This window comes from Bacillus sp. AFS029637 (assembly GCF_002584985.1).
GTDB lineage: Bacteria > Bacillota > Bacilli > Bacillales > Bacillaceae_G > Bacillus_A.
In genome coordinates, this window is the sequence record NZ_NUPZ01000041.1 from 231,370 (window position 1) to 257,537 (window position 26,168).

A 26,168-nucleotide genomic window follows, 5' to 3' on the forward strand; every position below is an offset into this window, starting at 1 on the left:
TGAACATACTTTTTCGAATTTCTATTTAGATTTTTTATTCAATTATATATTACTTCACAATTTCTCCACTTAACAAAGGAATTATAATTCATGAATAGAATATCTCCATGAATAAATAAAAAGTGAGGGATATATAATGCAGCGCTTAAATACGATTGATATTAGTAATGTAATTGAATTAGAAAAAGCTCTTTCGACTTTATTAAATGAAGTGATTTCCTCAAAACAAGACCTTGAAAATTGGTTAAAAGAGCAATCTAAATTAATTTGGGAAATTGAAGAACAATTAAGATCACACTATATTGCCTTTCAATGTAATACAAATAATAAAGAAATAAAAGATACTTTTGAACATGATCAGCAGTTTATAAGACCTCTTTTAAAACGTTATCAACATTTATTTAATAATAAATACTTACAGTCACCTTTTCGAATGGAATTAGATTCTAAAGTATATGGTTTATTAGATGTGAAAATAAAAAATGCTCAAACGTTATTTTGCGAGGAAAACATAGAATTAGAAATTAAAGAAGACAAATTAGTAACAGAGTACTTTGAAATTACAGGGAGTTTAAGTGGAACTTGGGACGGCGAAGAAAAAACAATTACGGAATTACAATCATATTTACAAGATCCAAATCGTGATATCCGTAAACAGGCAAAAACAATTATTTCTGAACAGTTTTTATCTGTTGAAAAAGAACTTCAAAACATACTAAATCAATTAATTGAAATTCGCCATAAAAAGGCAAAAAACATTCAAGTAGAGAATTATCGTGATTATATGTTCAAAAAATATGAGCGTTTTGATTATACAGCAGCAGATTGCTATGAACTTGCTGAATCAATACGTAAATACGTTGTGCCACTTAAAGATAAAATATTACAAGAGAAAAAAGAGAAACTACAAGTGGATACGCTTCGTCCATGGGATGTAACAGCTGTAGCCCCTGATCAAAAAGTACTTAAACCTATTACAAATGAAAATGATTTAATTGAAAAAAGCACTCGCATATTCAATAAACTAGATGTTGAATTTTCAGCACTTTTAAACCGAATGCATGAACATGATTGTCTCGATTTAATAAGCCGCAAAGGAAAAGCATCTGGTGGATTTTGTGAGTACTTACCTACTTCTCAATTATCTTATATTTTTATGAACCTTAACTATACGCAAGATGATATTGTTACTTTCATACATGAAATGGGTCATAGCATTCATAACGAACTCATCAAACCATTAGATTTACGACAATATATAGAAATTCCCGCTGAAACAGCTGAACTAGCTAGTATGACAATGGAATTATTCTCAATTGACTACTGGGATACTTTCTATACAAACACAACAGATTTAAAACAAGCGAAAATCAACTTCTTTAAAGATGTTATTTCATATTTACCTGTTATGCTTATCGTAGATCAATTTCAACACTGGCTTTATGAAAATCCGAATCATACTTCTGGAGAAAGAAATGAAAAATACTTACAACTTCAAAAAATTTATCAGTCGAGCGTCATACATATTGATGGTTACGAAAACTGGATAGCAACGAGTTGGTTACCTGTTCTGCATATTTTTGAAGTGCCATTCTATTATATCGAATATGCTATCGCCCAGCTTGGTGCACTGCAAATGTATAAACAATATAAAGAAAATCCGAACCAAGCTCTAGTAAATTATAAAAAAGCTCTATCGCTAGGAAGCTCAAAATCCATAAAAGAAGTATATGAGACAGCTGGCATTCGTTTTGATTTTTCAGGTGAAACAATTAAAGAACTAATGGCATTTGTAGAAAAAGAATTGCAATTACTTGAACAAATATAAGAAAAAAGCTGTGCCTATATTTTAGGTGCAGCTTTTTTCTTTATTTTATTAATCAATTCTATGTACTGAAAATCTCCATATCCGATTATTGGAAAAAGATGGAATAACTTTGTTAATAATTTTTGCGTTGATAAATTTTTATTTTCGGAAATGAATTTTATTACATCATTATCTTCTTTTAACATTTCTAAATATAAGTTTACAGCCTGATACATTACTGGAAGTAACTCTACAGATTGTTTCCTATGATTCACCAATACTTCTGTATATACAGAGTGATGGTTTCCTAACTTCATTTCAATTTGACTGACTTTGAATTCATCCTCTTTGAAGCTATTTAAAACCACTCTTCCCTCATATCCTGACTGTTCAAGGTATGAAAGTATTGTAAGTAGGTTCATTTGACAAAACATATCTTCACCAAACCATAAGACAATACATTCATATTTGTTCTTAAAAAGATTATGTAATGGATCTATAACTTTTTTTATATAATCCTCAACTGAACTATTATGCCCCGTTGCTCTTGTTTTAATAAATTCTTCATCAAAAACTTGTGTAGTAACGAGATTTACACACATCGCTTCGTTAAATGGTGCATAATCAGACTCACCCATTAGCTTTTCATTTTTAAACTCTTCATACATCATTTGACCGTTTAATATGTGAAGTACACCTTTATCAAACAGCTCACTCTTCGTATTTCGTAACTGCTCAACCTCTACTTTTCTAGAAATATTCATTTTACACTCCCCTTCTATATTGAGTTTAACAAATGATTGAATAGGCATTTTGTTTAGTTGAAATTCTCTTGGATATATTCCAAAAACATTTTTAAAAGCTCTACTCTATCAATTTTAAAGGATTTCAAAAATTAAAACACGAATTTTGTAAGTTAAGAGATTATTAGTTTTCCAATTGAAAATTTATGCTTAGAAAGGAAGTTACAATGAACGAGTTAGAAAAAGAGATACTCCACTTAATAAATGAACAATATCCATTAAATTTTATTAACATTAAATCCATAACGAACGAAATGTATCAATGTCTCGCGGAAGAAGGTACTTACTTCATTAGAATTACAAACTATAAAACGTATAAAGAACAGTTAGAAGAAGTTACATTTACAAATTTTTTATATCAAAATGGCTTAGGTGTTCCTCCCGTAATACCTTCACTAACTGGGAATTCAGTTGAGAAATTAACATTAGACAAGGAGATTTTTGCAGTAGTATATAAAGCTGCCCCTGGCATACATTTACCAAGAAGTGAATGGAATGCTAATGTATTTAAAAAACTTGGTCAACAGATTGGTAAATTGCATCGTATATCTAACAACTTTGAAAATACCGAGCCAGTAAAACATATTAACGATTGGTATGAAAATGAAGAATATAATTTTCTTAAGTATATTCCTAAAGAAGAGACTATTATTAGAGAAATTGCATCTGATGTTTTATCTTCCATAAAAAATCTACCAAAAACACCTACAAACTACGGCCTGATCCATGGGGATTTATGGCTAGAAAACGTTTTAGTTGATAATGATTTAAACTTAACAATGATTGATTTTCAAGACTGTGAAAAACATTTTTACATATTCGATTTAGCAGTTCCAATCTATAGCGCGATAGAATACTCATTTGCCGGCAATGGAAATATTTCGGACTATGAAAATTTAATTACAAAAGCAATACTTGATGGGTATCAAGAAGAAAATGAATTACCTAAAGAAATGATAGACAAGCTTCCCTTGTTTATAAAATTAAAGGAGATATTTGAATATAGTTTAATGCATATGTATTGGGATAAAGAAGAATTAACTGAGGAACAAGTACGGATAATGAATCTTTATAGAATGAAACTTGAAAATAAGTATCCCTGTATCAATATTTAAAATGGATGTTGTTTAACTACAAGGAAACTTTAGTTGAGCAACATCATTTATTAGTTAATTACATACTAGGCAACATTTTACTTTTAATCACAAATATAGGTTCAATAATTTGTTCAAATATATTTCGTTTTCCGGAGAGACTTTCTCAGAAAACCTAGCTGCAATAATAATAGGAGCCCATTGAAAAATTTCATTTCTTGATAAATCAGTATTTCTGCAATATATATGTAAATACATTTCAGCTAATTCTACTGAAGCCTGAGCATACAATAGATAGGTACGAAACACATCTGCACGAATATCACCTAAACTAGCATCTACCCAATCTATTATTTTCACATTATCATTACTCAACATTAGATTATATGGGTGAAAGTCTCCATGACATAATCTGGGTTCAAACTTGATTGAATCTAACTTTTTCAATATATTTTCCTTTTGTTTCTCATCCAAATTATGTACAGATTTAATTTGACACTCTAACCTTTCCCTCATTGATTCCATTTCATCCGTATTCACTCGTATAGCATGAATCTTTTTTTGTTCATTAACACATAGGCCAATGTAATGCTCTGCTTCATTTAGATTACTAAGCAGGAGATCACCAATATTGTCTCCTTTTACATATTCCATAATAATTGCCTGTCTATCTTGTATTTTTGTCACTTCAAATACATTCGGAACGGGCAGCCCACATGAATAAGTATATTTTTGTTTTTTTGCTTCGTTTATAGCCTCTGTATCTGGGAGGTATTCTTTAAATAATTTCACAACCTTATCATCATATAGATAAATTTCTGCTGTATTCCCTCTTGCAATCGGATTACCTAGATTCACTTCGTTTCCCTCCTTAAAATAAATTTTAATAACGATTTATCTTATCATTTAAATTCAATGTAATCATAACGAAAACCTTCTTCACGAAGATACAAAAATCTACCACTTTCTATCCTTAAATAGAAAGTGGTAGATTTAATTGTTTAGGAATATCAGAATAAAAGTCTGGTGTATGCAAGACAGTAAATGAATATCCCTGTTGAATAAACGATACTTCATTACGCTTACATTCAAACGGAACACTATTTTTCTTAAAATTATTTTGGATTCGTTGTAAAAATGCTTCATCTGGTGTTCCGAAAGAAACGTGTACTTTCGGTGGTAAAGCTTTCATCTCAATCGGAATCCAAGGTCGCTGCCACCAAGTTGCAACGATATAGGCAGTTCCACCTATAACAAAGTTGAAAATGTCCCCATCTTCCATCGTTTTCATATCTAGATTTGATTTCAACCATTCCATAAATATAGGTACACTTTTAACGGGAAGACCGATTTCCCTTACGTATAAAATATTTAACGGTGAATGCGGTACTAATACATCTTCTTTAACATAGTTATGTGCGATAATTTCGAGAAGATTTCCATCACCGTCTTTAAAGTATAAATTGAATAGGCCGTTCTCCTCACCAATTGTATTTCCATCTTTCCACTTCACAATGAGTAGTCCAGATCCTTCAAGCCATCTTGCCGTTTCATGAAATTTTGAGTATGGAATCTCAAATGCGAAATGCGCAGGTGCAATTGGTTCATATGCTTCCTGAAAACTAATTGTTGTGTATGGTGTTACTTCAAATTGAATAAATGATGCTGTTTCTTTTTTTATTGGAAAAGATAATATATCTCCGTATACTTGTTTTACTCCTTTTATAGAAACAGTTTGTAGTTTAATATCTGAAATATAGAAACAGTTTGTAGTTTAATATCTGAAATGTGTGTAATCATTTTACATCCCCCTATATACTATCTACTCGTATTTTATTACAATTACAAATAGATAAAATCAAACGGAAGGATTGATTTTTTATATTGAAACTACAACTTTAGTATGAGTAGGTTAGCTCCAATTACCTTTTATTTCTGCTATAACAACTTCTGGTTTATCCCAGTGTAACAAGTGTGTAGTGTCAGGTACTATTTTTACTATACTGTTCGTTTTTTCTTTAAAAATATTTACTGTCTTATCTCGATAATCCGTCCAAATTTGCGGAACTGTAGCTCGAAGTAAAACAATATTAGATGGTAACTTCTCATATATATCAATTGTTTCATCTTTATGCATACCTCTTATTATACCACTAGCTGTTGTCCCCCTCGCATGCCAACATACTTTATTATCCAGTTCAACCCCAAGATCTTTTACTGCAAGTTCTAATAATGGAGACCATCTAGTATAAGCTTCTTTTTCACTTTTGAAAAACTCATCCCAATTATTAAAAACGTATTCATCAAAGTCTTTTTCGTAATAAGCAATTTCCTCTTGAAGCGTTTCTTCTTTAAGCCTTTTCGTTTGATACCCTCCATCAATTAAAATGCTTCCTAATACCTTTTCTGGATTATTCAATAAATAAAATAGCGCTACAAAACTTCCCCATGAATGTGATAGAAAATAGAAATGTGCGATTCTCAGTTCATTTATTATTTCATTTAACCAATTTGCTAAATTCTGCATCTCATAATCTTCTGTTCTTTCTAAAGGTGGTGTTTTACCATGCCCAGGTGCATCAATGGAGATGAATCTATACTCTTCTTTTAATTCTTCAGCGATCTCTATAAAACTTAAACTCGTACTTCCTAATCCATGTAAACAAAAGATAACGGGCTTGTCATTTTTTCCCCATTCAGTAATATGTACGTTTATTTTTTCGTTGTTAATATAGTAGCGTTTCAAAACAATTATCCTCCATATTTCGTTTTTTTGATTTATCACTTTACTTATTTCTATTATTTTCAAGTTTTTCCTGCATTCTTTCTCACACAAAAAGCTGCTTTTCTTTTAAAGGAAAGCAGCTTTTACGCTAAAATATATTATGATTTGACAGCAATAATCATAAACCTTTTCGAATTCATTCGAATAGAAACTACTTTTAGTAGTTTCTAGATCGTAACTGCTGATTGCAGGAAAAATCATTTATGATTGATATAGCTTTGTACGTTGTTTTACTTGATTAAAATAAAATCCTACAAGCTGAAGGCACTTTCCTCTTTTTTAATAAATTCCGGAAGCCACTCTCCATGTGCCTCTATTAAATCATCACAAAGGGAAACAATATCATCCAATGACAATTCGGCGGCCGTGTGGGGATCTAGCATCGCCGCCTGGTAAATATATTCTCGTTTACGTGTAATGGCGGCTTCAATGGTTAGCAGCTGCGTATTAATATTAGTACGGTTTAATGCAGCAAGCTGCTCAGGTAGATCTCCAACATACGTTGGAGTTATGCCACTTCGATCCGCTATACACGTAACTTCCACACAGGCTTTTTCAGGTAAGTTGCTAATCAATCTTCCGGTATTTAGTATATTCCCATTAAATTTAAATGGGATATTCGTTTCAATGGCTTCAATGATACATGAACCATATTCTTGTGAGCGTACATGGTCTAATGCCTTATTATTGACTAATTCCTCCCGCATGTTTTCCCACCTTTTGATTTGCTGTTCACAACGGCGCAGATATTCATCAAGGGGAATATTGTATTTTTCGATTAACTCCGGATATCTAGATTTGATAAAGTACGGATGATACTCGGCGTTATGCTCAGATGATTCGGTCACATAATATCCAAACTTATCCATCAATTCAAATCTCACCATGTCATGATGTTTTGTTTTTTGCTTTTCTCTTGCCCTTCTTTTAATTTCTGGATAGAGATTCTCACCATTTCTTGTTACTTCCAATAGCCATGCCATATGGTTAATTCCTGCAATCTTTTCTTGAACACCTTCAGAATCCATGCCCAATGATTTGAATAGTTCGCTTGTACAACTTTGAACGCTGTGACATAGGCCCACTGTTTTAATTGCTGTAAAACGATTCATCACGCCTGTTAATACCGCCATAGGATTGGTATAATTTAGAAAGAGGGCATTAGGACAAACCTCTTCCATGTCCTTTGCAAAATCTAGCAGCACAGGAATGGTTCGGAGATTACGAAAGATACCGCCTATCCCTACCGTGTCAGCAATCGTCTGCTGTAAACCATATTTCTTAGGAATTTCAAAATCAATTACTGTGCTTGGCTTATAACCACCCACTTGAATAGCATTAATGACGTATTTTGCGTCCTTAAGCGCTTCCTTTCGATCTAAATAGGCTTTAATTTGAATATTTTTATTCAAGTTTTCTTTCAAGTTGGTCAACATATTCTCAGAATCTTTTAACCTTTGCACATCAATGTCATATAGTGCGAATTCAAATCCCTCTAACGCTGGCACAAGCATACAATCACCAAGAATATTTTTCGCAAATACCGTGCTACCCGCACCTATAAATGTAATTTTAGACATTTTTTTCCTCCTCATGAACCATTTTAATTTATTATTTATCGCAACTAGGAACGACTTTTTAGAATAAAAATCCTTGAAAAAAATCGTCTCATTACAGTGTTCCTAAAAACAGTTTGTTCTAGTTGAATACCAGCATTCATTTTTATGAAGCCATAATCCGATTTAGGACTTTCTAAAAATTAGAACTCCAGATTTCTCTGTCTCCATCTTATGTAACCCTTTGGATAGATTGGTTTTATGTTTTCGGATTAATTTTCCAGTACAGCTGTATGTCTCAATTGTTATATTTATAAGATCTTTTTCTAAATCTAGGATGAACTCCTCATTTAAAGTGCCATTTACAATAATAAATTCCTCGGGAATATTGGTACCAGTCTTAATACAAACATCTGCGTAAATGGCGATTAGTTTGGTTGAGTCATTCACAGTTTCTACTATCGGGTAAAGTAATTCTGGTGCAGTAGGCTTTAAATCACCATTCAATAAAACGTCTTGGTATTTTTTCGAAAACCCTAGCCAAAACTTTGCCATTTCAAAATGATCTTTATTTAATTTTTCAAAACGCATGGAAAATTGCGGTACACCAAAAATAACATTGATTAATTGCAGTGCCGCATTTTCAGTCGTATCTTCTGGACTCCACATAATCATATCGGAATGAACAGCAGTGTCTCCTGATAGCAAGCGTAGATCCATAATACCAACACGGTTTGTAATTGCATCATTCGGGCAATCTCCTACCCTGAAAATATTTCCATATTTCCTCATATAAGGTCCGATATATCTTTGTCTAAATTCAACCATAATGGATGGCTTAATTAATTTTAAACTTTCCATAATATCAGTAAATAGACAATCCACCGCTTCCTGTACGGATTCATAATCCCGTTCTGGATCAAATTGAATTGCTCGGCCCTCCGCTCGATTTAAATCGAATAAATCAATAAAATCAAATTTAAATCCGTCTAGATTCCACTCTTTCAGAGCTTTTTCGTAAGTAGATATCAAATATTCCCTGACTTCTGGGTAACGTGGATCCAAAACTCCTGCCTGGAGATTATCATTGAAATATAAAATTTTACTTCGGAAGCGCTCCCACGCCTTTGAATAGATTCCTACAAATGGTACACTATACCACAATAAATATTTCATCCCCAAATCATGTACTCTCTCAACATGTTCCCTCATGCCCACGATTCTTTTAGGAGACACTTCCCAATCTCCACAATAAGCATAACCACGATGATCATCTTCTGTCTGCCAGCCATCGTCAACAATAACAGCCCCACACCCTAACTGTTTCGCAATCTCACATTGTTTCTCGATTTCATCATCAGATATGTCCTGATGGAAGCTATACCATGTCGAATACATAGGAAGTTTCGCAGTTTTCGGAACAAAGGATGGCCCATATCCATCCATTCCCTCATACCACACGGAAATATCTTGGATTGCTTGATAATAAGGAATATCCCTCATATCGACTCGAATCACTCCATCATAGGATGATCGAACTTTAGATGGCTCTGTAAATAATGTGATTTGCGCTTTCATCGTTCCAGTTTCTTCATGGACGCCCAAATTAAAATTAACAGTATCCATCGCATTGGAATATGCTACAGCCAGCCTGTTTTGTCCTTCTTGATTATAGAAACAGCCAACCGGGGCTAATACTGTTGCTTTAGAAGAAAAACCTCCATCCCAATCCACACCGAAACTTTTACTACGGGAGGATCCTGGATGCCAATATGATTGAATATCAACAATTGGGTGATGCCAAACTAAATTAACTTTTGGGAATTCAATGGGTTGTTCTGATCCTATATGGATATGAACAAATAAAACTCCATTTTCTTCTCTTTGTTCAATTTTGACTTTGACACTATCTTCATGAACGGCCTCAATGTTTACCTTTTGTGTGATCATAGCCTCTCCTCCTCTTTTTATTTTTTAGAATATTGAATTATAGAGCTACACCTTTTAAGCGAGCAAAAATATTTTTTGTAAACAATACGATGACTAGTGCAATACCACTACCACCAAACATGAAAAATAGACCTGGATATATTAAAAAAAGAAGTGACATCAAAATGAGAGTGATGATGATCAAGATCGTTTTTATCGGATTTGCTATGCCTATAAATGTGGCATATTTAAAATAATGAAATGTTTTTACTTCAAAATGATTAAATGTCTGAATAATATAGAGTAAATTCACTACATAAAATAAAAGCATTGACAAACTCATTAGGGAAAGAACCCTACTTACCAAGGTGTCATACATTTGAAAAAAATAAAGATCCGTCATAAGTATCGAACCTATTAAAACGATGAAAAACCCCATTTTGTTCGATTTTTTAAAATTAGATTGATAGGAATTCCAAAAAGTTGCTACCATTTTTGTATCCTTTTTGTTAATCAAATCCATTATTAATTGGAACATAGCAACAGTCGATGGGAATAATCCAAACACTCCAAAACCAATCAATGTAAATCCAATCCACAATAAATTAAGGAATAACAATTTCATGACCCATTCTAATAAATGATAAATCCTTGCGATCACGGCCCACTTCCTCCTTTCTGTCTTCCTTGATCAGGTAGGAAATAAACATTATTTGATACCTGTATTTTGAACACCATCCAGGATAAAGCGCTGTGCTACAAAAAATACTATAATGGGAGGAATACAAATTAATAGAGTCGAAGCCATGATAGAAGTCATATCTACTCCAAACATCCCTTTGAATTGCATGAGTCCCAACGTTAAAGTGTATTTACTTTGATCGTTCAGAAAAATTAATGGTCCTAAATAATCATTCCATGAGCCTAACATTTGAAACACACCGACAACCACCAATACTGGAGCCATTAACGGAATGAATATCCGATAAAAAATTTGAAAATGGTTCGCCCCGTCTATGAGCGCTGCTTCTTCCATTTCTTTAGGAACTCCTAATAAAAATTGGCGAAGTAAAAAAATGAAATAGGGTGATCCGAAAAAGGTAGGAACAATCAGTGGTTTTAGAGTATTAATCCAGCCCAACTGATTAAATTCCATATATAAGGGAATTGCAGTTACATCCCAGGGAATCATCATTCCTGTTAGTAAAATTAGAAAAAGAACGTCCCTTCCTTTAAAGTTGAATCTGGCAAATCCATAAGCTACTAAAGAAGATGATAATAGTTGTCCGATGATTCCTAATCCTGTAACAATCAAAGAATTTTTCAGAAATGTTGTAAAAGGTAAAACTGTCCAGGCTGTATAAAAATTACCAAATTCAAACTGAGACGGAATTAGTTTCGGAGGAAATACAAATGTCTCAGCAGGGGTTTTTACAGCTGTAATGAACATCCAAAGAAATGGTGCGATAAAAAATAAACAAAAAATAATCAGTATTGTATGTACAATGACCTTCGTTGTTATACTTCTCATAATCATCATATTCCTCCTTTCCTATTTTTGTTTCTTTTTCATTTCATTTTCATAGTAAACCCAAGTATTAGATGTTTTGAAAACCAGTAATGTCAGAGCCAAAATAATTAAGAACATAAACCATGCATTTGCGGATGCATAACCCATTTTAAAATACTTGAAAGCATTTTCATAAACATACATCGCATAGAAATACGTCTTTCTTAAAGGTCCTCCACCTGTTAGAACAAGCGCGAGTGTTAACTGTTGAAATGCTGAAATGATAGCAGTAATGACATTAAACAGAATGGTCGGACTCAGCATCGGAAGTGTTATTTTACTGAACTTGTGCCATTTACTTGCACCATCTATATCTGCAGCTTCATATAGGTCTTTCGGTATATTTTTTAAACCGGCTAAGAATATCAGCATCATAGTCCCTTGCCCCCAAATACCTGCAAACACGATTGCAAAAAGTGACCAGGTTGGATCATTTAGCCAGTTTGGTCCATTAATGCCTATTAATGATAGTAGATAGTTTAGTAAACCGTATTCTCCGTCGTACATCCATGACCAAATCATTGAAAGGGCTACTCCCGAAACAACCGTAGGAAGATAGAATATCGTTCTATAGCCTGAAAGCCATTTTACTTTTTGATTTAATAATATAGCTAGCAAGAGAGCAATACCGATGTTTAACGGTACTAAAATAGCAGCAAACTTAAAGGTAACTCCTAAAGATTGCCAAAACACTGGGTCATTTGTAAACATATCAATATAATTTTTGAAACCAATATACGTTGGGGTTCCAACAGTAGGCCAATCAAAAAAGCTTATGATAAGAGAAAAAATCAATGGTCCGAACGTAAAACAGATGAAACCAATGATCCAAGGAGAAATGAATAGATAGGGAGTAAGGTCTCCCCATCTAATCTTTGATAGAATGGATATGGGTCGTTCGGGAACCGTTTGAGTTATTTTATTTTCAGTTTTTATAATCATGAAATGATCCCCTTCTTTCTCTTAAACTATTTTTTCAATGCAGGCTCTGTCAATTTAACCGCTTCATTCAAGGCTTTATCTGCTGAATTTTGCCCTAATAATACACTGCTAATTGCATAATCTAGTTTTTTGTCAACTTCTGTCCATTTGTTTGTAAGTAAAAATCCTGGAGTATCTGATGATCTTTCAAGCATAGTATAGAATGTACTTAATAACTGATCATTTTTATGACTTTGTTCGGAAACCACACTCTTAAGTACTGGCATATCAGTCTTTCTCATTTCTGCTGCTTCTGCTGATACAAAGTATTTGATAAATTTCCAAGCTAGGTCTTTTTCTTTAGAGTCTTTGGCCATTGCAATTCCTGCAGAATGGATAACACCCTTTGAAGGTTGTCCATGAAAGGATGGAATTTCTGCAGTTCCAAAATCCATGCCAGCCTTTTTAAAATCTTCTAAAGGCCAAATGCCGTTCTCGATCATAGCGATTTTCCCTGATTTGAAACTTTCAGTGACTTTATCAGACACAATAGCACTATTTTCATCAATCATATGTTGAAAGCCATTAAGGATTTCTTGTGTTTTTGAACTATTCATATATCCATCTACCTTTTTGCCATCAGGACTAATGAAACTACTCCCATTACTCCATACATATTCTTGGAATGCATATGAATTTTTTTTGGAAGAGAGAACAAACCCATATTGTTTCTTTTCAGGATTGGATAACTTTTTCGCCGCATCACTGAACTGCTCCCAAGTCCAACCAGAAGTCGGAAGAGGTACCCCTGCTTCTTGGAAAAGTTTTTTATTGTAGTAAATGACGCGAGTGGTAAAACCAACTGGAAATCCATAGGTAGTATTTTTAAATTTGTGATAATTTAGAATATTCGTATAAAAATCATCGAAAGTAGTTTTAAAACTACTGTCTTTATTTACGTAGTCATCAAGTGGCTCCAGTGATTTATAGTAATCTGGATAATTCCACATATACATAACATCAGGGGGATTTTTTGCTCCGAAAGAAGCAGCCAGCTTATCCTCAAACCCGTCAGCATATGCTTCAACTTGCACTTTCACTCCTGGATTCGCCTTTTCAAACTTTTTCGCAATATCTTGTTGGTATTTGAGACTCTCTCCAGTATCCCATGTAGCAAAGCGTAATACTTTCTCCCCACTTTTACCTTGGCTAGAAGATTTCTCACTGTTCCCGCAAGCAGAAAGCAGCATTGCAAAAGAAATAGCTAAAATTAATAGTAACGATATTCTTTTTTTCAACATATATCCTCCTATCATTTTTTGAAGATCAATTTTGTCTTTTGTAAAACAATCTTTAGACCTAAATTTAAGAATGCGCTTTCATTCCTTCTTAAAAATTTTTTAAATCCCCTCACCTCCACAACTTTTTCTAATAATCAAACTAGTCGGAACCACCACTTTTAATGGCAGTGTTCTCCCATCAATGCGTTCAACTAGAAGATTTACTGCTACTTTCCCCATCTCCTCGGTATGAACTTTTACAGTGGATAATGGAGGAGTAACAAATTCGCATAATTCAATCCCATCAAATCCAAAGATTGCGATATCATCAGGAACTTTTAATCCTGAATCCGTTAAAGCTTTCAAAGCACCAATGGCCATAGGGTCACTTCCAATGAAAAAGGCGGTAGGGAGATTCCCTGAATGGATCGCTTCCTCCATTAGCGTTAAGCCATCTTTTGTTGTCCATTTTCCAATATAAGTATATTCCGGGTTATATAATCCCTGTTCCGTTAGCATTTTTTCATATGTTCTTTTTCGTACATCATGAATCTCTAATTTTCCAGATAATCCACCAACGGTATATGATTGACCACCAATATAGCCTATTTTTTTGTGTCCTAAATCCAATAAGTATTGAATAACCTTTTCAGTAGCTTTTTCAGAATCTATCACCACTGAATCATATAGTTGTTCGTCAGGAGATACATCGACAAACACTAAATGTTGTACTTGCTTTACTTGATTTTCCACCTCTTCTTGACCTATGACTCCTACTACTATTAATCCATCCAATCCTTCTAGATCCTTTTTATTGAAAGGAGGTCTCAACACTTTCGATAGTTCAATTCCCAATTCAATCATCCTCTTTTCAATTCCATTACGAATGGCCAAAAAATATGGATCATCAAATTCCGATTCTTGAGAAAGATACATCAAAAGCCCAATTTTTCCGTACTGCTTAGGATTGGTAATTTTTTTTTCTATATTTCGTTGCTTTTTAGGTATGTAATCTAACTCTTCTGCAGCCTGAAGGATTTTTTTCCGAGTCTCTTCTGTAACGGATAAAGTTTGATCCTCATTTAATACTCTTGATACAGTCGTTTTTGATATCTGTGCCTTTTTGGCAATTTCATTTAATGTTACCAATATGATTACCTCTTTTTCTATTTTTAGTAAATAAAAGTAATAATTTAGTGAATTTTTACTTAAATATAATATATCAGAGGTGAAAAGCGAGCGCAATATTAATTTTTATAATTTTCAATTTATTTTCCCTCCACTATTCACCCATATTGAGATTTAAGGATCTGAAGATTTTAATAACTATTAACATTCACTCATTTTTCATTACGATATAAAGAGCGAAAAAAATTCCATTAAATAAATCAATTAATTCAGTAAACTAAAATAAAAATTTACTGAAGAAGCATTCAGCCTCTTCAACTGTAATTGCATTAATCTCATTGCTATTCGGGTAGCGAGTGCCATCAAAGGAGTTAATAAAAATAATGAGTTTTGAGGGTAACACGGGTACGATGTAGCTTCATCTTCTGGTCTAATTGGTATGGAATTACAAGGAGCAATGGCCATATTCACCGTTAATTTAAAAAGAATCGTAAAACTTTTGGGTTAAGATAAGCAAAAAACAGTGTGGAAATTAAGAAAAGCCGACTATTCCTTCCAGAATTATGGATTGAAAGTCGGCTTTTTTATTTAATATAAGAACTTTTCATTGGTGATTTTTGGTTACCTAATTATATTAGATTGTGAAAGGATGTCCAAAATTCCGGCCTATTTTCAATGTAAACTTCAAGTAACCCCAAAATATACAATAAAAGTTGATAATCATATTTTAACGAATAATAAAAGCAACACAGATTAATTTTTAATTTTATATTAAGGGAGAGGCTTAATCATGTCTTTTACTACATTAAAAGATAAGCAAATCGTTATCGTTGGTGGGAGTTTTACTGCCCACAAATAGCTGGATAAATAATTTAATGAATATATCACAGTACTCATAAACTGTTTTTCTCCTTTATCGTTATTTTTATACTGTAATAATTGTATAACATATCAAGCATTGAACCATTTTATTTTCCAATCTTTTAACTCTTTGTCTTAGTGTAAAATAACATGTGTAGGAAATAAAAACATTTAAAGGTCCAATTTCTTAATTTTCACATTAAGAAATTGGACCCTCTTTCATTACTTTGGAATATTCATAACACGTTATTACATTTATTATTAAGAATATACGCTTTATATTAACTGCTTCAGTTGAGCTAGTCTTTTTAATAAGACATAGACTAGTTAAATTTTACTTATTAAGCTCCAAACATTCATAAACCACCATCATATCTCGTTTATCCAATTCACGAATACGATTAAAAATAGGTATATCCTCAACAGCTTCCGTTCGTAAGCTTTCATCCACAACATCACTAACTTTTCCAATTAACCATGTTTGCACATCTATGCCCTCAACAATTTCTTTAAGCCCTTCATCATTGATACCACTTGCATTACAAGTTACACATGGAATTGTTAATTTAAACACGCCGTCATGTAGATTATCTTCTGTTATAACTTTCTTTCCTTTACAGAATGGGCATGGGTTACTTTTCTTAATTTTATTAATTTGGGTAACTATTTTTTTGTAACCAAATGCTTCATACACATATGTTAGTTTTTTATATTTACCATTTGTGAAATACTTATCTATAATGGTTTCTCTTGTTTCATACACATTAGGAAAATCACAAACAGTTATTTGATTATTAACGCTAATAGATTCTATATTTCCTTTTATTTCGTCCCAGAATGGTAAAACATTTTGTAACACCATTTCATAGTTTGAAAAGCTTGCCTGCTCTAATTCAAATATTTTTAGTGCAACTTGTAGTTTTCTTGGCAACAAAGAAACATCTTCTGTCAATTTCATATCGCCACCAACAATAGATTTTAATTTATGAAGTGCAGGTAAATCACCGACTATTTTCAACACTTCATCAACTGGTTGATTGATAATTTCACGAATATCGAAGTTATCAAATTTAAGTGGTTTATGATGATTTAATACTGTTCCCTCACAAATTGGACATACAACCATTTCTTTAGATTCTTTAATTTCTTCTTTAATGGCTGCTTTTGAAATAACGATATATCCCCCAATGATCGTATTAAATCCTACCCATGTTCTACGTGTCTTTCCTTTTTTATCATAAAATGATTTTTCAAAATATCCGTACCAAAATGTATGTTTTTCTTCTTCTGACATATCATTATAGCTCTTTGATAAATCGTGACCAAGTTCATTTTTAATTTCTTCAAATAGAAATTCTATTTTTTCATATTGATAAAATTTTAATACTTTCATGATTTCCGGATCGAATAGACCATCCCAAAATGGAACGTTTTTATTTTGAATTGTAATATCTTTATCGAAAACTTCAATTTGAAGGCGACCAGAGCAAGATGGACAATGATTGTCCTGCGAATAAAAATCAAAACTTCTCGCATCTTTATTAGTCGGATGAGCAGCTACAATATGATTAATTAGTCCACCGATCTCATATAAGAAACTATATTGACTATATAAATGTCTTTCAAGATCAATCGCTACAACCGGTGCAATTGTATCCGATTCATATTCACCATAAATTAAACGGGCCATTGATGATAAACTTTTTAAAATACCACCTTTATAAATATTTTCGGCATTTTTAAAATAGTTAATATGATTTTCTTTTAAATAGTGAACTCCTTTTTTCTGTTTAAGTATTGAAGAAATATGTATTTTCTCTGTGCTATTCACACTACTTTTTTGACGATAGTAATTCTCATGACTGACAACATCCAGATGCTCTACAGATTCATTCTGCCTTTTCCCGAAATCAACAATATAATCAGAGCTTTCTAACATGTAACTATTATGCTCAATCATAATGATAGAAACTGATTCATCTTGCAAAATCCCTCTAATACTATCTATAAATTGATTTAAAATATTTTGTGATAAACCTTTTGAAGGCTCATCAAAAATAAATAATGTATGTGGATTTCTTGTTTTTGCAAATAACTCAGAAACTAAATGAACACATTGAAACTCCCCTGTTGATAATGTTTGTGTTTTTCGTTCTAATGTTAAATAGCCAAGTCCTAATTTGATTAATAGGCTTAAACGTTTATACGCAATATCTTCACTTGGAATCTCATCAATAATATCCTCAATCGAGCGCTCAAAAATATCATCGATTTCTTCACTATATTTTGTCAGTTTCTTTTTAATATCAAGGAAAGTTGCAACGGTTGATCGACTTGTAATTGATTGGTTTCGATCCTGTCCTACCATAACTAGTTTATCTTTTTGATATCGTTTTAAGAAATCTGTAGCTATACATTCATTAACAAGTGTAGATTTCCCACATCCAGATTCTCCTGTAACAGTTACAAGCCTATTTTTAGGAATCTGAAACTCTGCTATTTGGATATTACGGCAATATAAATCATGGAATGTATAATAGTCTGTTGGTACTTCTTTGTTTCGATCCCAAATTATTGGTTTTGGTCTTGGTGATTCTGTTACGATTTTCCCACCATATTTTCCGCTACCAGGTCCGAAGAACAATTGCTCATCAGTTGTATCTAGTACTGTATCTGAATGATCAATAAGCCAAATTTGATTTTTACACCCTAATTGTTTAATCTCTTCTAATATTTGTAATAATGTTTCATGATCAAGTCCAACTGAAATCTCATCAATAATAATCACAGCATTTTCACTTACTGCCATGAATTCAGCCAAGTATAGTCTTGTTAACTCTCCACCTGACAACGTACCCATAATTCGATTTAATGTTAAATAACCAATGTTCATATTAATAATATTTTGCAAAATATGTTGTTTTGCTTCACTAATATTTAATTCTTTTGCTAATGAAAGAATAGATTCAATACTTAAATCATTAATATCTGAAATGGTATGTGGTTTAGCGAACAAGTCAATTACATGTTGTTCAATTTCGTCACTATAACGTTTTCCATTACATTTTTTACACTCAATATTTTTAGTAGTACCACGGCCTTTGCAGCCAGTACACCAGCCTAACTGATTATTAAACGAAAATACCTCAGGAGAAAGGTTGAATTCTTCAGCAAGTTTTTCACGAACCTCTGTAAAAATACCAGTATGAGTACCAATTGTTGAACGCGGATTAGATGAAATCGATGATTTTCCTAGAAAAAGTACTAAAGGCATTTCTTCCATCTTAATAGCACTAAAATTCGTTTCCATAATGTTAGGAAATAAATATTGATATTCAGCCTTTGGTAATAAAGAAACTAATCGTTTTTTTGATTCTTCGCCAATCGTTTGGCAAAGTGTAGTTTTACCAGATCCAGACAAACCAGCAATTCCAAACGATTTATTTGCCAATATTTCTGCATCCAATTTATTAATATTATTCGCAATTAATTGATTTACTTTCATACTAACCTCTATTCTTATCGTTTTAGAAATACGTTTTTATAAGATAATAATTACATAATAAATAAAACTTGTATAATCGCTATCTTTTCAATTCATCGATCTTTACCTTGTACTTATTAAACCAATATTTCCATTCACCTTTTGAAAATTCTTTTTCTTCTCCTTGTAAAACAGAAGAAAAAAGATCTAGACAAATATGCCAACCGGCTATATCTTTCGGTGTATGATCTGTTAATTCATGAATGAATTCTTTAAGTATTAATATGGATCCATTTTTCTCTTTATGTATTTCAAATCGAACACGATCTTTATCCCACGTGAATTCTAATGTTGAATTTATTTTACAATCTAAAATATCAATATTTAAAAACGAACCATCCATCATGTCGAATTTAATAATTCCACCTGTTTTAAGATTTTCTATTTGCAAGTTAGACATCCACTTTTTCAATTTATTATTATCTGTTAACACAGACCATATTTCTTCTATCGAATATGGAAAATGCCGCTCAAATTGTACTACGTATTCATTATTTTGTTTATCTATTATAGCAATCATTATTCATACGCCTCCTTCTGCTTCCAACAGAATATATGTTCTCTTTTATTATTTTACTTGATTTTGCTAAAAAAATAAATCTCAATTAACATACTTTTTACGGCATTTTAACAATATATGGCTTTGTTATAACCATTTACTATAATCATGTCCTACAGATTGTTCTTTGAAAACTGTAGATATGAGGTTTGTACGACAGGGGATTATTTTATGACAAAAATAAAAAGCAGAAAGACTACTTGAACTACACCTCCAATTGTTAGACACAGTCTAACAATTGGAGGTGTAGTTTTTTTATGACTAAATTTACTTCAGATAACAAAATGAATGCAGTTATACGTTATCAAGATGGAAGTGAAAGTATAAAAGATATTGCGAAATCATTGAGAGCGAATCATGAAGTAGTACGTATGTGGATCGAACAATTTTAATATTATGGAATTCAAGCGTTTAAAAAAGGCTATACAACGTATTCTGCACAGTATAAACTAGACGTACTAAATTATATGATCGAGAATGGGACGTCTCCAAACGAAACGGCAGTTATTTTCAGTATTTCTTTACCTGGACTTATTAGAAAATGGCACATCTATTCACTTGTCTCAAGAATGTTAGAGAAGGCTTTTCAACAATTACCAGAGGAAGCCAATCTTCTGATTCACTCAGATCAAGGTTGGTACTATCAAATGAAGAAGTATCGTCATGCCTTAAAGAAACGCAAGATTACGCAAAGTATGTCTCGTAAAGGGAACTGTTACGATAATGCGGTTATTGAAAGCTTCTTTGGTACTATGAACTCTGAATTTCTTTACCTAAAAGATTTTGAAAGCATAGAACACTTTAAACAAGAATTTGAAAAATATATCGATTATTATAATCACAAAAGAATTAAGGCAAAACTAAAAGGCATGAGTCCGCTACAATATCGAACTCATGCCCTAAAGGCTGCCTAATGAAACGACCTGTCTAACTTTATGGGGTCAGTTCATACTTCCTTCTGCTTCTATAATAAATGATACATTTCATATTGTGTTAATGCATTCTTTTTAAATCCACTTTTCTTTAAAAACCCTTCCAGTAATCCATTATTAGGAAACCCGATTGACAAACTTGATAACTTCAATTCTTCACTTGATGCTCGTAATAATTTCGTTCCAACACCAATATTTCTATAGTCTTTTTCTACAAATATAAAGCTAATTTTCCCATGTTCATTTATACATACTGTACCTTTTAAATCATTATCAACATATGCACCGTAATACGAATTATTTGTTTTCTCAATATAATCAATATCATTTTGCCAATTTATATGGAAGTTAAGCCATTTTTGAATTTCAAGTTTAAATGTTTGAAATTCAAATTTTTTCACTTCAACATTTTTATTATCTTTATTTGTTAGTTTAGTTACATCATTTAAATTATAATAAGAAAGATCATATACTTTTTCATAACCTAGTTTTTTATAGAATTTAACCGCTCTGTCATTACCTACAATGACCTCTAGAAAAAGTTGTTTACATCCATTTTGAATTGCCTCTTCTTTATGCAGTTCAAATAACTTTTGACTTACACCAATTCCTCGATACTCTGGATGAACGGCTAATGTTCCGCAACGCATTGTTTTTATACTTTCATAATCTTTTATACCGCCCAGTATTACGCTAACAGATTTATCACCATCTAAAGCCAAAAAAGAGTGTTCTAGCGCATTTCCTTCTGGTCCCAAAAATCTTTTAATAAAATCTTCTTTTGAAACATCCATTTTAATGATGTAATCTGAGAATCCATCTTTAAAAGCTTCGTACACTAAATCTATACTTACTTCACTACATCTTTTGTATTGAATCATATAAGTATAATCCTCCGCTTTGGCTTGTTATATACTACATTCGAACACGTGAAATGAATTCCCTTCACCATATCCATCCTTTATTTCATGAATAACCACTTGACTAAAACCATTATTAATAAGGATATTTTCAAACTCTTTTAACTCATATAATCTTATAGGAAAATCCATAATCTCAGTTTGTACTATTTTTTCATCATGAATAATTTCATACTTTAGTTTAATATTCAAAAGCTTTTGCACATCATCATTTGATACTTTTCTATATTCAACAATCAATTCATTTTTAATTTCTTTTCTATTTGTTTCAATCCAGTCAAGAATCTCTTCCTCTTTATTCCCTCCTAATACAACGGTAAGAAGGAATTTCCCATTTTCGTTTAAGTTATTTTTCATATTTTGAAGACTAACATCTACTAAATTATCAGGTAAAAGTGAAAATGATCCAATTGGTATCATGATAAGATCATATTTTTTATCACCATGGAAGTTTTCGATTCTTTCTTGCGATATAACTGGCTTCAAGTTAAATTTCTCCGCTTTTTCTCTACACACTTTCAGCATTTCTACAGAAAGGTCGAACCCTACTATATCAATACCATTTTGCATAAACGGAATTAACATTCTACCATTCCCGCACATCGGTTCTAACACTTTCATATTTTTGTCTTTTACAAAAGAAAGATAAAATTCTAATTCTTTTCCGCCCGCAATTGATTTATCACTTTCATATACTTTTGTACAAAGTTCACCATAATACGTATGCAATATTATTCCACCTCTTAACTTAAAATACATGTATGGTTTGTTATATAAGTTTTGCTATCTATTATTTACTACAGTAATTTCATAAACACGTAAAAAAGCAATTAAATGTTCACATGCTCTTTCACATGCTAACATTTTAAAGATTTTTTGTTCTTCTTTCGTCTTATCATTTGCTTGATCCGAAGCAGCTTTTAAACATAAAAATGGTTTTTTATTTATGTGACAAACATAAGCGAAAGCTGCCACTTCTTGATCAACCGCCAAAGCTCCGTATACAGTATAGAGTAAATATCTCATTTCTGAACTGCGAATACGTTGATCCCCAGATAAGAATGTACCGAAATGAATCGGTTCATAAGACCGTATTTTTTTTATTCTTCTTACAAGTGATTTTGTTGTTTCAATAGGTGCTGTTCTACCATTATATAAATTAAAAACATCTTCTCCCGAACCAGCAGCAGTAACGTCGTGTTGTATTGCATTAAGAGCTACTACAATTTGACCATTTTTCACCTTATTTGATAGACTTCCACATATGCCTGTCATAAATAACTCATCTGGCTGAAACTCGCTAATTAATAATTGTACACAACTAGCACAACTTACTTTGCCAACACCAGTTACAACTGATATTATTTCCAGCTCATTAATAGTATGAAAATGAAATTCCCAAGCTGCTCTTTTTTCAACGCGCTCACTTGGATAATATTGATGCAAATACGTAAGTTCTGGTTCCCATGCGGATACGATTGCAATACGTTTCATTACACACTTCACTTCCCCTACTGTCATTTAAATAAGTTATCTATACTTTCTCGTTCATAACCTGGAATCCACTCTTTGTATTTCTCATATAAATCTCGTATTCTTTCTTTATTCTTCGCAATTACTTCACATCCTCTATCATCGTAAATAAACATGATAATATCTTTCGTTGCATTTATGAGAAATATATTTGGATAAGAACCCCTTTTTTCGCGTCCAAAACGAGGGTAAAGTTCTGGAAAGTCTTCATGATTAGCAGCCTGAATAAGCGGTTCATGTTTAATATCTTCCGCAAGACATTTTAAAGAAAATTGAGATGTACAATATAAATCTGCTTCATCATCTTCAAATAGAAATGATAATGTTTCTTGTCTTATGCGAAACTTTAAATCTTTTTTCTTAATATATTTATTGTATATATTCATTTTCTGTGGAGTTTTAATATTATCCTTTTTAAATCTATAAACATTTGTTACTAAAAACACTGTATCTTTTTTCGAGAATATGTCATGAAATACTTCATTATTGTACTTATATAACTGATAAAAATAATCCATATTGTATTCATCTATTCCTTCTTTGAATGGAAATTTACCTTTCCCAAACTCAAAATGCAAATGATTTTCCCACTGAGAGTAAATGTACGGTACTAATGTAACACCTGGAAATGTTTGATTCATATATTCTTTTAATTGCATTTTCATGACCTCTCTATTCTACAATTTTTTTAAAGTACCAATATGCTTCTTTTAGCCACAGATGTATAACTTTCAATGCATCTTCTCTTTCCCACAAATATGAAATATAAGCAAATGCAGCACGTTCTAAAAATTTTTCTAGTTGGAATAAATGAATATATATCATTATAACATAGCGAATCCTCCTTATAACTATTCTTCGTTATAATACGAAATTTAAATATTACTCTTATTTTGTATTCGCTATAAATGTTTTAATTCCTTTTTAATACGTAAAATAAATTTTTATGTGGAATCATTGCTACAAAGTACATAAATGTTTGATATTATTGTAATGTTGATGATTTGTAAGGAAAGGAACTAACTAAATAATGAATAAAAACATATTAATTATTGATGATGATAAAGATATTGTGGAATTACTCGCTGTTTATTTACGAAATGAAGGCTATAATATTTATAAAGCATATGATGGTGAGGAAGCTTTACAAATGCTATGTACATATGAAGTAGATCTTATGATTCTGGATATTATGATGCCAAAACGTAACGGATTAGAAGTTTGCCAAGAAGTTCGTGAAAATAATACTGTGCCTATTCTTATGCTAAGTGCCAAAGCTGAAGATATGGATAAAATATTAGGGCTCATGACAGGGGCAGATGATTACATGATTAAACCATTCAACCCACTAGAACTAGTGGCTAGAGTGAAAGCTTTGTTAAGAAGATCTTCTTTCCAAAACACTGCTACTCAAAAGAAAGAAGATGGTATCATTCGCATTCGAACTGCTGAAATCCATAAGCATAATCATACCGTGAAAGTAAATAATGAGTATATTAAGCTTACATCTATTGAATTTGATATTTTATACTTACTTGCAAGCAATACAGGAAGAGTATTTAGCTCAGAAGAAATATTTGAACGCGTATGGAATGAAGATGGTTATGGTTCTAACAAAACTGTTATGGTCCATATTAGTAATTTACGTGATAAACTTGAAACAGGAATGAATGGAGAAAAATTTATTCATACTGTTTGGGGAGTGGGCTATAAAATTGAGAAATGAAGCATTTGATATATTAAAAGATATTCCAAAATGGAAAATTATTTTTTGGCTCTTATTAGCTATCACACTAACTCCTATTACCGAATTAATTATATATCGCCTCATAACGAGTGTAATTGAGAGTTCCCTTACTTTAAGTGAACTCAGTAAAGAATTCATTAGAATTTTCGGCTATGAAAAATATAAAGGGCTAAAGGAATCCCTCTGGATGATGATTGTATCTTATTTGTTTCTATTCTCTATTTTCTCATCCTATTTATATATTTTTTATCGTCATGAAAGAAAGATGTACTATGAAACTTGTATAAAAAAAATGATCGAAGAGATTCGCTATATCGCAAGTGGAAATTTCAATCACAAAGTTTCCATCGTAAATCATAATTATTTAGAAGAATTAGCAACTGGGGTCAATCAAATTGTTGAACAATTAAAAGTCTCAATTGATGAAGAAAGACAAGCGGAACAAGCAAAAAGCGAACTCATTACAAATGTATCACACGACTTGCGAACCCCTCTTACATCAATAGTAGGCTACGTAAATTTAATCCAGCATGATAATTATAGAGATGAAGTAGAATTGCGTCATTATATACAGGTCATTTATGATAAGGTAACACGCCTTAATGCATTAATGAATGATTTGTTTGAATATACACGTGTTCAAAATAAAGAGTTAAGTTTATATTCTGCTCCCATTGATATTGTAGAGCTACTTGGCCAATTAACTGTTCAATTCCGAATACAGGTTCAAGAAGCTAACATAGAATGCAGGCCTTCCTTCCCATCTCAAAAACTCATGGTATTAGCTGATGGTGACAAATTAGTACGCGTATTTGAAAATCTTATTATAAATGCTATCACGTACGGAAACGATGGCGGCTATATTGACCTTACTGCTTATGAAAGCAATAATATGATTACAATTGATATAACAAATTACGGGCAACCCATTCCTAGTACAGATTTACCTCAGATTTTCGAACGATTTTATCGCGTTGAGAAATCACGCTCAACAAACACTGGTGGATCTGGCCTCGGATTAGCAATTGCCAAAAGTATTGTCGAACTGCATAAAGGAACAATTGAAGTATATAGTGATGACACTAAAACAACTTTCACTGTAAAACTACTACCTTTTAAAGGTTAATCTAACCTAAATTCAGGTTCAATTTCTTCTACGATAAGAAATTGAACCTTTTGTTTTTCTATAAATATCCAAA

General features: G+C 32.1%; 22 protein-coding genes and 2 pseudogenes. 6 read left to right on the forward strand and 18 right to left on the reverse strand.

Translation table 11 applies throughout. The annotated features are described in order from the left end of the window. Positions 1–136: 136 nt before the first annotated feature. Entirely contained in the window at positions 137–1,828 is a 1,692-nt protein-coding gene (locus tag COE49_RS23840; RefSeq protein ID WP_088229162.1) for a M3 family oligoendopeptidase, read from the forward strand. A gap of 14 nt (positions 1,829–1,842) precedes the next feature. On the opposite strand, the gene COE49_RS23845 is transcribed toward COE49_RS23840, so the two are convergent. Beyond that, the gene (locus COE49_RS23845) at positions 1,843–2,649 is read right to left on the reverse strand and encodes an AraC family transcriptional regulator (protein WP_098252128.1); all 807 of its coding nucleotides are present in this window, start codon (positions 2,647–2,649) and stop codon (positions 1,843–1,845) included. 107 nt (positions 2,650–2,756) lie between these two features. Between COE49_RS23845 and COE49_RS23850 the strand changes: the two genes are divergently transcribed. Further along, the gene (locus COE49_RS23850; protein WP_098357544.1) at positions 2,757–3,725 is read left to right on the forward strand and encodes a phosphotransferase enzyme family protein; all 969 of its coding nucleotides are present in this window, start codon (positions 2,757–2,759) and stop codon (positions 3,723–3,725) included. Positions 3,726–3,812: 87 nt separating this feature from the next. Here the strand turns inward: COE49_RS23850 and COE49_RS23855 are convergent, their stop codons facing one another. The 12 genes from COE49_RS23855 to COE49_RS23910 all read right to left on the reverse strand — a co-directional run bounded on the left by COE49_RS23855 (position 3,813) and on the right by COE49_RS23910 (position 19,798). Continuing rightward, on the reverse strand, positions 3,813–4,562 hold the full coding sequence (locus COE49_RS23855; protein ID WP_088229159.1) for an aminoglycoside phosphotransferase family protein: 750 nt from the start codon (positions 4,560–4,562) through the stop codon (positions 3,813–3,815). Between the two features lie 115 nt (positions 4,563–4,677). Then, a complete protein-coding gene (locus COE49_RS23860; protein WP_098946125.1) occupies positions 4,678–5,460 on the reverse strand; it encodes a VOC family protein in 783 nt (260 codons plus the stop codon). 156 nt (positions 5,461–5,616) lie between these two features. Beyond that, positions 5,617–6,450: an alpha/beta fold hydrolase gene (locus COE49_RS23865; protein WP_098357545.1), complete on the reverse strand. Its 834-nt coding sequence runs from the start codon at positions 6,448–6,450 to the stop codon at positions 5,617–5,619. A 290-nt stretch (positions 6,451–6,740) separates the two neighbouring features. After that, on the reverse strand, positions 6,741–8,069 hold the full coding sequence (melA, locus tag COE49_RS23870; RefSeq protein ID WP_088229157.1) for an alpha-glucosidase/alpha-galactosidase: 1,329 nt from the start codon (positions 8,067–8,069) through the stop codon (positions 6,741–6,743). Positions 8,070–8,231: 162 nt separating this feature from the next. Next, positions 8,232–9,995 (reverse strand): glycoside hydrolase family 36 protein, encoded by a 1,764-nt coding sequence (locus COE49_RS23875; RefSeq protein ID WP_098252124.1) that lies wholly within the window; start codon positions 9,993–9,995, stop codon positions 8,232–8,234. 37 nt (positions 9,996–10,032) lie between these two features. Continuing rightward, complete coding sequence (locus COE49_RS23880; protein WP_098252123.1) at positions 10,033–10,635, reverse strand: YesL family protein; 603 nt, start codon at positions 10,633–10,635, stop codon at positions 10,033–10,035. A 48-nt stretch (positions 10,636–10,683) separates the two neighbouring features. Continuing rightward, positions 10,684–11,511: a carbohydrate ABC transporter permease gene (locus tag COE49_RS23885; protein ID WP_098357547.1), complete on the reverse strand. Its 828-nt coding sequence runs from the start codon at positions 11,509–11,511 to the stop codon at positions 10,684–10,686. Between the two features lie 15 nt (positions 11,512–11,526). Beyond that, positions 11,527–12,486, reverse strand: coding sequence for a carbohydrate ABC transporter permease (locus tag COE49_RS23890; protein WP_098357548.1), 960 nt, complete (start codon positions 12,484–12,486; stop codon positions 11,527–11,529). A gap of 26 nt (positions 12,487–12,512) precedes the next feature. Next, positions 12,513–13,763 carry an ABC transporter substrate-binding protein gene (locus tag COE49_RS23895; protein WP_088229914.1) on the reverse strand — a complete coding sequence of 417 codons (1,251 nt, stop codon included), beginning with the start codon at positions 13,761–13,763 and terminating at the stop codon, positions 12,513–12,515. A 102-nt stretch (positions 13,764–13,865) separates the two neighbouring features. After that, positions 13,866–14,894 carry a LacI family DNA-binding transcriptional regulator gene (locus tag COE49_RS23900; protein ID WP_088229152.1) on the reverse strand — a complete coding sequence of 343 codons (1,029 nt, stop codon included), beginning with the start codon at positions 14,892–14,894 and terminating at the stop codon, positions 13,866–13,868. A gap of 1,174 nt (positions 14,895–16,068) precedes the next feature. Beyond that, positions 16,069–19,239 carry an ATP-binding cassette domain-containing protein gene (locus COE49_RS23905; RefSeq protein WP_098946126.1) on the reverse strand — a complete coding sequence of 1,057 codons (3,171 nt, stop codon included), beginning with the start codon at positions 19,237–19,239 and terminating at the stop codon, positions 16,069–16,071. Between the two features lie 79 nt (positions 19,240–19,318). After that, on the reverse strand, positions 19,319–19,798 hold the full coding sequence (locus tag COE49_RS23910) for an SRPBCC family protein (protein WP_088229150.1): 480 nt from the start codon (positions 19,796–19,798) through the stop codon (positions 19,319–19,321). A 296-nt stretch (positions 19,799–20,094) separates the two neighbouring features. On the opposite strand from COE49_RS23910, the gene COE49_RS28160 reads away from it, so the two are divergent. Both COE49_RS28160 and COE49_RS28165 read left to right on the forward strand, forming a co-directional pair. Beyond that, a complete protein-coding gene (locus tag COE49_RS28160) occupies positions 20,095–20,229 on the forward strand; it encodes a helix-turn-helix domain-containing protein (RefSeq protein ID WP_255291286.1) in 135 nt (44 codons plus the stop codon). 159 nt (positions 20,230–20,388) lie between these two features. Further along, positions 20,389–20,751 (forward strand): annotated as a pseudogene (locus COE49_RS28165) (transposase); the annotation flags it as partial. A gap of 50 nt (positions 20,752–20,801) precedes the next feature. Here COE49_RS28165 and COE49_RS23920 read toward each other — a convergent pair. The 5 genes and pseudogenes from COE49_RS23920 to COE49_RS28170 form a co-directional block, all read right to left on the reverse strand. After that, positions 20,802–21,650 (reverse strand): GNAT family N-acetyltransferase, encoded by an 849-nt coding sequence (locus COE49_RS23920; protein WP_088229149.1) that lies wholly within the window; start codon positions 21,648–21,650, stop codon positions 20,802–20,804. A 27-nt stretch (positions 21,651–21,677) separates the two neighbouring features. Then, positions 21,678–22,418: a class I SAM-dependent methyltransferase gene (locus COE49_RS23925; protein WP_098252122.1), complete on the reverse strand. Its 741-nt coding sequence runs from the start codon at positions 22,416–22,418 to the stop codon at positions 21,678–21,680. Positions 22,419–22,472: 54 nt separating this feature from the next. Next, positions 22,473–23,210, reverse strand: a complete 738-nt coding sequence (gene mtnN / locus COE49_RS23930; RefSeq protein WP_098252121.1) for a 5'-methylthioadenosine/S-adenosylhomocysteine nucleosidase — start codon at positions 23,208–23,210, stop codon at positions 22,473–22,475. Continuing rightward, positions 23,207–23,881, reverse strand: coding sequence for a DUF3885 domain-containing protein (locus COE49_RS23935; RefSeq protein WP_098252120.1), 675 nt, complete (start codon positions 23,879–23,881; stop codon positions 23,207–23,209). The genes mtnN and COE49_RS23935 overlap by 4 nt, the downstream gene beginning before the upstream one ends. 13 nt (positions 23,882–23,894) lie before the next feature. Beyond that, positions 23,895–24,023, reverse strand: a pseudogene (locus COE49_RS28170) (HAD family hydrolase); the annotation flags it as partial. A gap of 229 nt (positions 24,024–24,252) precedes the next feature. Between COE49_RS28170 and COE49_RS23945 the strand changes: the two are divergent. Next, on the forward strand, positions 24,253–24,948 hold the full coding sequence (locus COE49_RS23945) for a response regulator transcription factor (RefSeq protein WP_088229145.1): 696 nt from the start codon (positions 24,253–24,255) through the stop codon (positions 24,946–24,948). Next, positions 24,938–26,095: a sensor histidine kinase gene (locus tag COE49_RS23950; protein ID WP_088229144.1), complete on the forward strand. Its 1,158-nt coding sequence runs from the start codon at positions 24,938–24,940 to the stop codon at positions 26,093–26,095. Before COE49_RS23945 ends, COE49_RS23950 begins: the two co-directional genes overlap by 11 nt. The last annotated feature ends 73 nt before the right edge of the window (positions 26,096–26,168 follow it).